Origin of the sequence: Streptomyces sp. NPDC020845 (genome assembly GCF_044334165.1) — a bacterium.
Lineage (GTDB): Bacteria > Actinomycetota > Actinomycetes > Streptomycetales > Streptomycetaceae > Streptomyces.
Window position 1 is genome coordinate 75505 of the sequence record NZ_JBIRSJ010000019.1, and the last position, 14076, is coordinate 89580.

Annotated in this window: 1 protein-coding gene; it reads right to left on the reverse strand. The window is 75.3% G+C overall.

From position 1 onward, the window contains the following. Positions 1-17: 17 nt before the first annotated feature. Entirely contained in the window at positions 18-14075 is a 14058-nt protein-coding gene (locus tag ACH4U7_RS41320; RefSeq protein ID WP_398532935.1) for an SDR family NAD(P)-dependent oxidoreductase, read from the reverse strand. Position 14076 lies beyond the last annotated feature (1 nt).

Sequence of the window (14076 nt, forward strand, 5' to 3'; positions counted from 1 at the left end):
TCCGTCCTTTCGTCAACTCACTGCTCCCAGGACCGGAACGCCCGCAGGCCTTCCGGCGTCGTCACGACCGTCAGCCGCGTATCGTCCGGCTCGCCGCCGCCCAGCGCGGCGAGCAGCCGCCGGGCCGGTACGTTGCGCGGTGTCCGCTCCGCCGTCAGGCGCACCGTCGCGCACCCCAGGGCGTCGGCGCGGTCGGCCAGCCACCCCAGCAGCCGCTCCTCCACCCCGCGGCCGAGTGAGCGGCAGCTGAGCATCCAGGCCAGGACGTCGAGCCGGTCGCCCTCCTGGCGGACCGCGAGCAGCCCGATCTGCCCGTAGTCCCCGAACCGGTCGCGGGCCGCGGCCGTCCACACCTCGCCCTGCCGGCGCCACCGCTCCAGATCGCCGCCGTCGGCCGACCGGGCGCGGAGGGTGAACTGATTGGTGCGGCGTACGAGTTGCTCGGCGCGCTGGACATCGGGTTCGGACAGCGGCCGGATGTCGACCTCCAGGTCCAGCTGGGCCAGGAATTCCGCGAACCCGGCCCGCTCGCGCACCGCGTCACGGGCCCGCTCCTGGCGGTAGAACTCCGCGCGCAGCGAGTCCTCCGCCGTGGCCGCAGCGGGGACCAGCGGCCACAGCCGGCCCAGGAACGGCGCCAGCTCCCCGGCCGCCGGGCAGGTCACGGACAGCACCTCGGGCAGCGCGGACCGCATGGCGGCGATCTCGACCGGGTTGTCGTCGAGGAACACGAAGCTGTCGAGGCCCAGGTTGAGGGCGCGCGCCGCGGCCTCCAGGCGCTCCGCCTTGCGGCCCCACGTGGCGGAGACCATGCTGAAGTGCTCCGCCCGCAGAAGGCTGTCCGGGCGGTCCAGCACGGTCCGTACCGTGGCCTCGTCGTTGTTGCTGACCAGGACCAGCAGGGCCCCGGCGGCGCGCCACTGGAGCAGTCGGCGGGCCAGCAGCGCGCGGGGGCCGCCGAGGTCCACACGGTCCGGGCCGATCTCCCCGGCCACCCCGCTCCACAGCGTCTCGTCGCCGTCCACCGCGATCACCTTCGGCGGCGTACGGCGCACGGCCCGGACCACCTCGGCCAGGGTGAGCGCCACGGCCGCCTGGAACGGCGGGGTGAACGGCAGATGCGCCAGTTTTTCGGTGTGGTCGTCGAACCGGTCCGCGACCGCGTGGTGCCGGGTCCAGTCGTCGTGCCGCAGCACCGCGACGCCGGGCAGCTCCGCGAGCTCGGCGGCCAGCTCGCGCTCCCACCGCTCCAGACGGTCGTCGCCGTACGAGGACGGCAGGAACCCGACGACCAGCGGCGTCCGGGTCCGTTCGGACACGGATCGCAGCGCGGCCGGGTACTCCCTGCGCAACTCGGCGAGCAGCGCGTCGCTGACCGGCCCGAACCGCTCCAGGTCGGTGGCCCTCAGCAGCACCACGCCGAGCGCCGTGGAGGGGTCGGCGAAGACCCCGGAGGGATCCCGCAGGCTCGCCAGCACATGGTGGTAGGGCGCCTCCGCGACCGTCACCTGGCCGCCACCGCCGTTTGACGCGGTGTCATTCGCGTCGTTCAGGGCCGTTTCGCACAGCAGCGGCAGGTTGCCGAGGGCGAAGGTGGCCGCGAGGGCGAGCGAGGGGCGCGGCGTCGCGGGACGGGCGGGGGCCGGGGCCGCGGGACCGGCCGTGGCCGCCGGGCGGGTGGGTACCGAGGGACGGATGGGTGCCGGGGGACGGGCCGGGGTCGCCGGATCGTCGGCCGCTACGGCGAGCAGCCGCAGGAACGCCTCGCCGAGCGCGGCGCAGTCGGCCTCGTCCATGATGTCCAGGTTGTAGTCCAGCCGCAGCCGTCCGGAGTCCGGCGTCATGGTGACCATCAGGTCGAGGTCGGAGTATCCGGTCCCGGCCGGCAGGATCTCCAGGTGGTCCAGCCGCGCCGCCGAGGACCGTACGTAGTTGAAGTACACCTCGACCAGCGGCGCGTTCTCCCGGTGGAGCCCCTGCGCGGCGAGCGCCGACAGGGCGTCGGAGAACATGGCGCCCTTCGTGAGCACCCGGTCCAGGCGGCCGTCGGCGCGGCGCAGTACGTCCTCGATCGCCTCGCCGGGGGCGGCCTGGGCCGGGATGGGCACCGGCACCCCGAAGAAGCCCACCGCGTCGTACGCGTCGACGTGGATACGGGTGTCCACCGGCACGGCGAGCACGAACCGGTCGCGCTCCCGCTCGCGGGCCAGCAGCACGGTCAGCGTGCCCAGGCAGAAGGCGGCCGGTGTGATCGCCAGCCGGCTCGCCCGGGACGACACCCGCTCCATGAGCCGGTCGGGGATCGCCAGGGTCACACTGCCCGCCCGGAAGGAGCGCACCGGCGGTCGCGGCCGCGCGAGGGTCAGATCGAGCCGGGCGCTGCCGGTGAACGCCTCACGCCACTCGGTCACCGCGTCGTCGGGCCGGTCGTCGGGCCGCGCCCGCTGCGTGTCCTGTGTGTCCTGCGCATGCAGCAGCAGGTCGATGTCGCGGTTGGAGACGGTGTCGTCCAGTGGGGTGTCGCCCAGCGCGGTGCCGGACAGTTCGCGGTCGATCTCGGCCGCCACGAGCAGCAGCGACTGCAGATCGCTCACCGCGTGGTGCGCACCGAACACCAGGATCTGGCCCCGGTCGCCGCGGTCGAGCAGTTCGAACCGCCACAGCGGCGCGGCCGCCAGGTCGAACGGCGGCTCCAGCAACTCCCGCAGCCGCCCGTCCACCTCACCATCCTCACCACCATCCTGGTCCGCGCCGCCGCCGAGCTCCGACCAGCGCAGCAGGGGGCCGGCAGGCGCTCGTTCGACCCGCAGCCGCGGGCCCTCCCCGGTGCCGGTGCCGGGGAGGATCGCCGTACGCAGCGCCGCGTGCCGCCCGGCCAGCCGGTTGAGGATGTCCGTCAGCCGCCGCCGGGTGGTGGGCGCGGTGAGCCGGACCGCGAGGCCGATGGCGTGTGCGGCGCTCGGGGTGTCCTGCCGGGCGCTGCGCAACAGCCGCACCACGTCACGGGTCGCGGGCCGCACATCGGCCTCGGGCACCTCTGCCCCGGCCGCCGGAAGAGCGGAACCTGGCCCGGTGGTGGCGGTTTTGGCGTTCTGGGTGGTGTCCCGCTCCGCCAGCGCCGCGCCCAGGTCCCGCGCGAGGCCGTGGATGTCGGCTGCCGAGAACACCGCGGAGGTGGGCAGTTCGACGCCGAGGTCGCGGGTGAAGGCGTTGCGCAGCCTGACGATCATCAAGGAGTCGAGCCCCAGCTCCTTCAGGGCCGTGGTGGGGGCGGCGTCCGTGACACCGAGGCCGGCCACTTCGCCGACCCTGGCTCGTACATAGGACTCCAGCCGGTCGGTCCGCTCCCGGGCCGTCGTGGCGGTGAGCACCCGCTCGACCAGCCCGTCCGCGCCCGGCGCGGCGGCCGGGGCGGCTTCCAGGGCGGTGACCAGGTCGGACAGCAACGGCCGCGACCGTGCCGTGTCCGGGTCGAGCGCGAGCGCCGCCCAGTCCAGGGCGAGCGGCACGAGCTGACGGCGCGCCGTGGGCAGCAGCCGCTCGAACAGCTCGCCCCCTTCCTGCGGGGAGAAGCCGATCAGCCCCGACCGGCTCACCGACGCGGCCCGGGTGTCGGACTCGGATACCAGCCCGACGCCCGTCCAGGCACCCCAGTCGAGGCTGAGCGCGGGCCGGTTGTCGCGGGCGAGATGGTGTGCCCAGGCGTCCAGGAAGGCGTTCGCCGCGCAGTACGCGCTCTGCCCGGCCGAGCCGAGCAGGCCCGCCGCCGACGAGAACAGCACCAGGCGCTCCGCTTCCGGCACCAGCTCCGTGAGCAGGGCCGTGCCCAGCACCTTGGGGGCGAGGACGCGCTCCACCCGCTCGTCCGTCAGATTCGGCAGAGTGGCGTCGTCAAGCACACCGGCGGTGTGGACGACGCCGATGACCGGGCCGAGTTCGCGCCGCAGCCCGTCCAGCGCGGCGGCCAGGCCCTCCCGGTCGGCGACATCCGCCCGGACGTGGCATACGGTCACGCCGCGCCCCCGTAGCGCCTCGAGCCAGCGCGCCGCCTCCGGGGTGGGCGCGCCCCGGCTCAGCAGCGCCAGCCGGCGCGCGCCGCGCCGTACCAGGCGCTCGGCGACGACCCGGCCGAGGCCGCCGAGGCCACCGGTGATCAGATACGTGCCGTCGGGGCGGATGTCGCCGCGCCCGGCGTCGTCCGGGCGGGTGCGTACGAGGCGTGGCACCAGACGGCCCGTCGCGCGCAGTGCGACCAGGCGCTCGTCGTCGGCGTGCCGCAGCTGTGTCCACAGGGCGTCGAGGCCGCCGTCGGGCGGGAGGTCGATCAGCGTGGTGGCCAGCTCGGGGTACTCCTGGGCCACCCCGAGGCCGAAGCCCCAACCGAGCGCCTGCTGCGGATGTGTCACCTCCGCGCTGTCCCCGGCGGCCTGGGCGCCCCGTACGACGAGGAACAGGCGCGGGGCCCGGCCGCGGGGCCGCTCGGTGAGCGCCCGTACCAGGTGCAGGGTGGTCAGACAGCACAGCCGGGCCACCCGGTTGGCCGCCTCGGCCGGGTCGGTCGCGGAGTCGATCGCCGGGGCGTCCAGGGCGGACAGCTGGACCACCCGCTCGGGCGGGCCCTCGGGGAACGCCTCCTCCAGCAGCCGCGCCAGGTGTTCCGGGTTCAGCGGATCGAGCCGGTAGCGCCCCGGCGCCTCGGCCGCGAAGGTGTCGCCCCTGCGGGCCACCACATGCGGCGCCGGGCCGAGCAGATCGCTGAGCGCGGCCCCCACACCCGACTCGTCGGACAGGATCAGCCAGCTGCCCCGGGCGGGCAGCTCCCGCGCGGCGGGCCGGGGCAGCCACCGCGTCTCGAAGAGCGAGCCGTCCAGCGGGGACAGCCCGGTCAGCGCGGCCAGCCGGAATCCCTCGATGTCCAGGACGAGTTGTTCCCGCTCGTCCCAGATTCGCAGATCCAGGGTCATGGCGTCCGTGTCCACCGCGCGCAGCGAGCAGGTCGCCCAGGCCGGAGCGGTACGCAGCCCCGTGAACCGCAGCCGTCCGACCCCGGCGGGTACGAACGCCCGGCCCGCGGGGGCGTCGCCCGGGAGGGCGGCGGTCTGGAAGGCCGCGTCGAGGATCGCGGGGTGCAGCAGATGCCCGGAGGCGGGCAGTTCGGCCAGCCGTCCGAGCGCCGCGACGTCCGAGCGCCGCCCCTCCGTCAGGCGCCGGAAGGCCGAGCCGTAGTCGATGCCCAGGGCGGCGAGGCCGGTGTGGACACCGGCCATGTCGACTGCCTCGGCGCACCTGTCCCGCAGCGCGGCGAGCCGTTCACCAGCGGCGCCGGTTTCGGCCCCGGGCTCGTTGTCGGCGTATGCGACGAGCCCGCGGACGTGCCGTATCCAGGTCGGCCGCCGCTCGTTCAGGGCCGTCGAGGCGATGGTGAAGCTCCGCACGCCGCCCTCCTCCGGCCGCAGGACCAGTTGCAGCCGTACGGGCGCCTCGGCCGCCAGCCGCAGCGGCGCCTCGAACTCGACCTCGGCCAGCCGTACCGGTCCGCCGCCGTCCTGGAGGGCCGAAGCCGCCGCGAGCGCCATCTCCAGGAACGCCGCGGCGGGCAGCCACACCTCCCCGGCGACCCGGTGGTCGGGCAGATAGCCGAACCGGCCGTCCCGCAGGTCGATGTCGGTCTGGAAGAGGTGCCGGTCCGGTTCGTCGCTGGCCTCCAGGTGCGTGCCGACCAGCGGCGAGGTGCCCGGTCCCGAGGTCGGCGCGGGAGCGGCCGACAGCCAGTGGCGCTCCCGGGCGAAGGCGTACGTGGGGAGGTCGGTGCGGCGGCCCGCCGGGAAGAGGACCGACCAGTCGGGCGTATGCCCCGCGCCGTACAACTGCCCGAGCCGGCGCAGCAGCCCGTCCCGGCCGCCGTCGTCGCGGCGCAGCGAGCCGACGCTCACCGCGTCGACCCCGGCCTCGGCGGCGACGGACTCGATCGCCGGGCCCAGCGACGGATGCGGGCTCAGCTCGACGAAGTAGCGGTAGCCGTCGTCCAGCATGCGCCGCACCGTGTCGGCGAACCGGACCGGCTCCCGCAGATTCGCGTACCAGTAGTCGGCGTCCAGGCGGTCACCGGCGACGGGTTCCGCCAGCACCGTCGAGTACAGCGGGGTCCGCGCCCGTGTGCCCCGGACACCGTCCAGGGCGTCGAGCAGTTCCCCGCGCAGCGGAGCCATCAGCGGGCTGTGGGAGGCGAACGCCACAGGCAGCCGCCGCGCGGGCACCCCTTCCTCGCCGAGCCGCCGTCGCAGCTCGGCCAGCGCGTCGAGGCCGCCGGAGACGGCGGTGGACGTGCCGCTGTTGACGGCCGCCACGAACAGCCGGTCCGGGTACGGGGCGAGGAACCGCTCGACCTCTTCGCGCGAGCGCTCCACGGACAGCAGCCCGCCGGCACCCGCCAGCGGCACGATCGCGCGGGCCCGCCGGGCCACCAAGGCCGCGGCGTCGTCCAGGGTGAGGGCGCCCGCGCCGTACGCCGCGGCGATCTCGCCCAGGCTGTGGCCGACCACCGCGTCGGGGAAGACCCCCAGGGAGCGCCAGGCGGCGGCCAGCGAGGCGTTGACCGCGAACAACACCGGCTGGAGGACGTCCGTCCCCTCCAGGCCGGGCGCGCCCTCCTCGCCGCGCAGCACCGCGAGCACCGACCAGCCGGTGTGGCGGGCGATCGCCTCGTCGCAGCGGGACAGCTCTTCCCGGTACGCCGCCGAGCCGGCCATCAGCTCCACGCCCATGCCCGGCCACTGTCCGCCGTGTCCGGGGAAGACGAACGCCACCTTGCCCTCGGGCGTGGCCCCCGACGGCGACAGCGACACGTCTGCCTGCGTGTCCCCCCTCGCCACCGCGTCGAGACCGGCCAGCAGTTCGCCCCGGTCACCGGCCGGCACCGCCGCGCGCCGCTCGAAGTGGCTGCGGTGGCGGGCCAGCGTATGGGCGATGTCCGGCAGCGCGGGCGCGAGGCCGTCGGCCGGGAGCGCGGCCAGGTGTTCGGCGAGCCGGGCGGCCTGGCCGCGCAGGGCGGCGTCGCTGCGCGCGGACACCACGAACAGCCGCCGCTCCGAGGCCCCTTGGGGCAGAGGGGAGACCTGCGGGATCGGTGCCTGGTGTGGCGCTTCCTCCACGACCACATGGGCGTTGGTGCCGCTGATCCCGAACGCGCTGACCCCGGCGCGCCGCATCCGCGCGCCCGACGGCCAGGCCACCTGCTCGCGCAGCAGCCGCAGCCCGCTGCTGTCCCAGTCCACGTGGCGGGTGGGCCGGGTGGCGTGCAGGGTGCGCGGCAGCGTCTGGTGGCGCAGCGCGAGCACCACCTTGATCAGACCGGCGATGCCCGAAGCCGCCTGCAGATGGCCGAGGTTCGACTTGAGAGAGCCCACGTACAGGGGGCGGCCCTGCGGGCGGGAGGCGCCGAACACCTCCGACAGGGCGCCCGCCTCGATCGGGTCGCCCAGTGTGGTGCCGGTGCCGTGCGCCTCCACGTAGTCGATGTCCGCGGGCGCGAGCCCGGACAGCTCCAGGGCCCGGCGTACGACCCGCTCCTGGGCCGGGCCGTTGGGCGCGGAGAGGCCCTGACTGCGGCCGTCCTGATTGACCGCGGTGCCGCGCAGCACGGCGAGCACTTCGTCGCCGTCGCGCCGCGCGTCGCCCAGCCGCTTGAGCACCACCATCCCCGCGCCCTCGGCCCAGACCGCGCCGTCGGCGTCGTCGGAGAACGACCGGCACCGGCCGGTCGGGGACAGCCCCCGCAACCGGCTGAACTCCACGAACGTCCGCGGGGTGACCATCAGCGTCACCCCGCCCGTCAGCGCCAGATCGCATTCGCCGGAGCGCAGCGCTTGGGCGGCCAGATGCACCGCGGCCAGCGAGGAGGAACATGCGGTGTCCACGGTCAGGGCCGGGCCGTGCAGCCCCAGGGCGTAGGCGAGCCGGCCCGAGGCCACGCTGAGCGCCGTCCCGGTGCCGACATGGCCGTCCAACTGGTCGAGCCGGGACCCGGCCAGGTAGTCGCTGCCGAACATGCCGACGTACACGCCGGTGGTGCTGCCCGCGAGCTCGGCCGGTACGATCCCGGCGCGCTCCAGCGCCTCCCACGCCGTCTCCAGCAGCAGCCGCTGCTGCGGGTCCATCGCGGCGGCCTCGCGCGGGGTGATCTCGAAGAAGCCCGCGTCGAAGGTGTCGATGTCCTGGAGGAAACCGCCCTCCCGGGCGTACGTCTTGCCCGGGGCCTCCGGGTCGGGGTCGTACAGCGACGCGACGTCCCAACGGTCCGCCGGGAACGGGCCGACCGCGTCGCGGCCCTCGGCCAGCAGCTCCCACAGCGCCTCGGGGCCGGCGACGCCACCCGGCAGCCGGCAGGCCATGGAGACCACGGCGATCGGCTCGTCGGACCCGGCACGTGTCGCCGGAGCGCCGGGCGCGGGCCGCTTCGCCGTACGGTCGGCCGACGCGAACACGGTGTTCAGCAGATGGTCCGCGAGCCGGGCCGTCGTCGGATGGTCGAACAACACGGTGGCCGCCGGCCGGGAGTCGAGCCGGGCACCGATCCGGTTGCGCAGCTCGACGGCCATGAGCGAGTCCATGCCCAGCTCGCGCAGCGGCTGATCGGGGCGGATGGCGTCCGGCGAACGCAGCCCCAGGACCCGGGCCGCCTCCCCACGGATCAGGGAGCGCACCCGTTCGGCCCGCTCGGCCTCCGGGAGGCGGGCGAGCCGGTCCGCCAGGGCGGCGCCACCCCGGGTGGCCTGTGGCGCGGGCAGCAGCGTGCGCCACAGCGCCGCCGGGCCGCTGTCGCGGGCGAAGGTGTCGCGCAGCCGCGACCGGTCCAGGGCCCAGGCGACCAGATGCGGAGCGCGGCGCGACAGCGAGAGCTCCACCAGCTCACACGCCTGATCGGGGGTCAGCGCGCGATAACCGGCCCGGGCCATCCGCTCCAGATCCGCGTGTTCGACGGCGAGCCCGGCCCCCGACCAGGCCCCGAAGGATACGGACAGGCCCGGCAGCCCCGACGCGCTTCTGTGGTGAGCCAGTTGGTCGAGAAGGACGTTGGCGGCCGCGTAGTTGCTCTGCCCGGCGGTTCCCACCACCCCGGCGGCCGAGGACACCAGCAGGAACAGGTCGAGCTGTGTGTCGGCGGTGAGCCGGTGGAGGTTGACCGCGCCCGCCACTTTTGGGCGCAGCACCTCCGCGAACCGCTCGGGCGTCTGCTCGGCGAGCACCCCGTCGGCCAGCAGCCCCGCGCAGTGGACAACACCGCGCAGCGGCAGTTCACGGCCACCGCCTACCCGGCCGATGCGGTCGAGCACCTTGGCGAGCGCCGCCCCGTCCGCCACATCGCACGCCACCACGTCGACCTCGGCGCCGAGCGCGGACAGCTCCGCGGTGACCTCGGCGCGGCGCGGGTCGTCGGGGCCCCGCCGGGAGGTCAGCACCAGCCGCGGAACACCACTCTTGGCCAGCCACCGCGCGATATGCCCACCCACCGCGCCCAGACCACCGGTGATCAGCACCGTGCCGTCGGTGGGCACCACCGTCTGCGGGTCCGACCGGTCGTCGAGAGGGGTGGCGTCCCCGGCGCGGGCGCGTACAAGGCGTGGCGCGAGCAACCTGCCCCGGCGGACCGCGAGTTCGGGCTCGTCGGGCTCCGCTACCGCGGTGGTCAGGGCGAGCCATGGGCCGGGGCCGTCGAGGTCGATCAGGCGCAGGCCGAGCTCCGGGTGTTCGGTGCGCGCGCTGCGGGCCAGGCCCCACAGGGCCGACTGGGCCAGGCCCGGCACCGTGTCGCCGCCGTCGGCCGCCACCGCGCCGCCGGTCACCCAGACGACCCGTGACGGCGCCCGGTCCTGTGGAAGAGCGAGGAGGGCCCGCAGCTCGGCAAGTCCGGCGCGCGTCAACTCCTCCGCAACGGCGGCCGGTTCGGCATCCGGACCGGCGGTCGGCCAGAGCCTGATCAGCGTGTCGGTGCCGTCCGGCAACGCGTCCACCGTGCCGGCCGTACGCGGCCCGGTCCCGGCCGGGTCGAGACTGCTCAGGGCCGCCGCCACTTGCTCGTCGGAAGGATCGCCGCCCAGCAGGACCCAGCCATCGCCCGGCGACGGCGCGACGCCCGGCTCTGCCTCGGTGGCCACGGCCGTCCATGCCACCTCGTACAGATGCCGAGCGCTCTCGGCGGCGCCCCGCAACACCGCCGGGTCGGCGCCGCGCAGCCGTACGCCCTCCAGACGCCCCACCGGAAGGCCATCCGGGTCCCACAGCGCCACGTCCAGCGTGATATCCGTCCCCGTGCGGCCGGTGCGCCGCACCGACGCGATGAGGTCGGCCGCGTCGCCCGGCGGCAGTTCGCATCGGCCGACGGCGACCGGGAGCAGCACCCGGCCGGAGTCGTCGAACGCGGCGGCCACCTGCAACGCGGCGTCCAGCAGGGCCGGATGGACCGGATACGGATCCGCCACATCCCGGGCGTGCGACGGGAGCGACAGCCGGGCCAGCAGCTCACCGTCGCCGGTGCGCACCGCCGTCCGGACGCCCTGGAACGCCGGTCCGTAACCGAGGCCCGCCTCGGCGAGACGCGCGTATGTGTCCGGGCCCCAGCACGGCTCGGCCGCCTCCGGCCACACCGGAGGCGGGCCGAAGGCCCCCGTGGCGGGCTCGCCGGCCGACGCGGTGGCGTGCAGCGTCCACCCCTCGGCCCCGGACTCCGGCCCGCGCGGCCGACTGTGCACGAACACCTCCGGCACGGCCCGCGGGTCCGCGGCCACGACCTCGACGGACACCTCCACCGTGCCGGAGGCGGGCAGCGTCAGCGGCGCGAGCAGCAGCAGGTCGGACACGTCGGCCGGACGGTCGGGGCGGGCCACGGCGAGCGCGGCCCGGCACAGCTCCGCCAGGGTGGTCCCCGAGACCACGACCTGCCCGAACACCATGTGGTCGGGCAGCCATTCCGCCGTGGCGCGGGACCACTCGCCGCGGAACGTCCAGCGCGTCGCGTCCGGCGACTGCAGCTGGACCCCGAGCAGCGGATGTCCGGCGCGGGGGAGCAGGCCCCAGGCGCCGGCCGAGGAGTCGGGCTCGGTCCAGTAGCGCTGCGGATCCCATGCGTACGTCGGCAACTCGGCCCACGCGCCATCGGCGACCAGACGCGACCAGTCGATCTCCCGCCCGTGGACGTGCAGTTCGGCCGCCGCCCGGTCCAGACAGGTGGGCCCGTCCTCGTCGCGCCGCAGGGAACCGACGGCGACCAGTTCGCCTCCGCTGTCCTCGGCGACCGTCCGCAGGGCGGTGAGCAGCGACGGATGCGGGCTGAGCTCGACGAAACAGCGGTAACCGTCGGCCACCATGCGCTCCACGGTGGCAGCGAAGCGGACCGGCTCGCGCAGATTGCGGTACCAGTAGTCGGCCTCCAACTCCTCGCCGACCGGCCCGCCGAACACCGTCGAATACCACGCCACGGACGCCGGGTACGTGACGATGCCGTCGAGTTCGGACAGGATCGCCTCGCGTACCGGCTCGACCTGCGCGCTGTGCGACGCGTAGTCGACACTCAGCCGCCGGGTGAACACCTGCTCCCGCTCCAGGTCGGCCAGCAGCGACTCCAACGGCGCCACCTCCCCGGCCACCACTGTCGACCTGCCGCTGTTGACGGCCGCGACGGACACCTTCCCGCCCAGCGCCGCAAGGCGGGCCTCGATTTCCTCGGACGGCAGGGCCACCACGGCCATGGCGCCCGTCCCCACCGCACCGGTCAGCGCCCGGCTGCGCAGCGCCACCACGGCCGCCGCGTCGTGCAGACTCAAGGCCCCGGCGACACAGGCCGCGGCGACCTCGCCCTGGCTGTGCCCCACCACGGCGTCCGGCCGCACCCCACGGGCCCGCCACACCGCCGCCAGGGACACCATGACGGCGAACAGCACCGGCTGGACGACATCGACCCGCTCCAGCGGAGGCGCCTGCGCGTCGCCGCGCAGAACGGCCGTGACCGACCAGTCCGTGTACGGGCGCAGGGCCGCGTCACAGCGGTCGAGCTCGTCCGCGAACAGCGCGGAGCGGGCCAGCAGATCACGGGCCATCCCGGCCCACTGCGCGCCCTGGCCGGGGAACACAAAGGCCAATTTCCCCGGCGGAAGCGTCTCCCGCGCCTCCACGACCAGGTTCTCGTCGGGCTGCCCCGACGCCAGGCCGCGCAACCCGCTCAGCAGCTCGTCGCGGTGGCGCGCCACGACGACGGCGCGCCGCTCGAAGTGCGTACGGTGATGCGCCAGCGTCGCGGCGACGGCCGGCAGGGGCGGGCCCGGTTCGGCCGCCGTCAGGGCGTCGAGGAGCCGGCCGGCCTGTCCGCGCAGCGCGGGCAGGCCGCGGGCCGACAGCGGGAACAGTGTTGCCCCGGGCCGCTCACCGCCAGTGTTGTCCTGCTGAGACGGCACGGCGGACGGCGTCAGGTCCTCGGGCGCCTCCTCGATCACCACATGCGCGTTGGTCCCGCTGATCCCGAACGCGCTCACCCCGGCTCGGCGCACCCGTTCGCCGCGCGGCCACGCCCGCGCATGTCCTGCCACCTCCAGGCCGCCGCCCGCCCAGTCGATCTGCTCGGTCGGGTGCCCGGCGTACAGCGACGCCGGAAGCAGCTCATACCGCAGGGCCAGCACCATCTTGATGACGCCGGCGATCCCCGCCGCGGCCTGCGGATGGCCGATGTTCGACTTCACGGACCCCACGCCCAGTGGCCGGTCGGCCGGACGGCCGGGGCCGAAGACGGAGGCCAGCGCGCGGCCCTCGATGGGGTCGCCGAGCCGGGTGCCGGTGCCGTGCGCCTCCACGTGGTCCACGTCGTGCGGCTCCAGGCCCGCCGCGTCCAGGGCGGCGCGTACGACCCGCTCCTGCGCCGGGCCGCTGGGGGCGCTCAGCCCCTGGCTGCGGCCGTCCTGGTTGATCGCCGAGCCCTTGACGACCGCCAGGACCCGGTCGCCGTCCCGCCGCGCGTCGGCCAGCCGCTTGAGCAGCACCAGGCCGCAGCCCTCGGCCCACACCACGCCGTCCGCGTCGTTCGAGAACGGCCGGCACCGCCCGGTGGGCGACAGCCCGCGGAGCCTGCTGAACTCGACGTGGCCGCGCGGGGTGACCATCAGCGTGACGCCGCCGGCCAGGGCGAGGTCGCATTCGCCGCCCGCCAGCGCCCGCGCGGCCAGGTGCAGGGCGACCAGCGAGGAGGAGCAGGCGGTGTCGACCGTCACGGCCGGGCCCCGCAGGTCCAGCGCGTAGGCGAGCCGGCCGGAGGCGACGCTCGCCGCCGCGCCCGTGCCGACGTGCCCGTCCAACCGGCCAAGCCCGGCCGAGGCCAGATAACCGCTGTCGTACAGGCCCAGGTAGACGCCGGTGGAGCTGCCGCTCAGCGCCCTGGGGACCATCCCGGCCCGCTCGATCGCCTCCCAGCCGGTCTGCAGCAGCAGCCTCTGCTGCGGGTCCATCGCGGCCGCCTCGCGCGGCGCGATGCCGAAGAACGAGGCGTCGAAGCGGTCGATGTCGGTGAGGAACCCGCCGCGCAGGGTGTACGCCTTGCCGGTGGCCTCCGGGTCCGGGTCGTACAGCGCCTGGGTGTTCCAACGGCCCGCGGGGACCTCGCCGATGACGTCCTCACCCGCGGCCAGGAGCCGCCACAGCCCCTCCGGATCGTCCGCGCCCCCGGGGAAGCGGCAGGCCATCGAGATGATCGCGATGTCGTCCACGGGGGACACGCCGGACGGGACGGATACGGGGGAAGCGACGGATACGGGGGCCGTGGCGGGCGTACGGGTGGGTCCGGCGCCGGACAGTGCCGCGGCGACCGAGGAGATGGTGGGGTGGTCGTAGAGGAGGGACGGATCCAGCTGACGGCCGATCCGCTCGGACAGGCCCACAGCCAGCGCCACCAGATCGTGCGACCCCAGGCCGAACTCGGCGATCGGCCGCTCGACCTCGACCCGCAGCGGATCGAACCCGGTACGGTCGGCGACGGCCCGCACCAGCCATGCCTGGACGGCCTCGGCGGAGACCTCGGGAAACTTCCTCGTGGACATC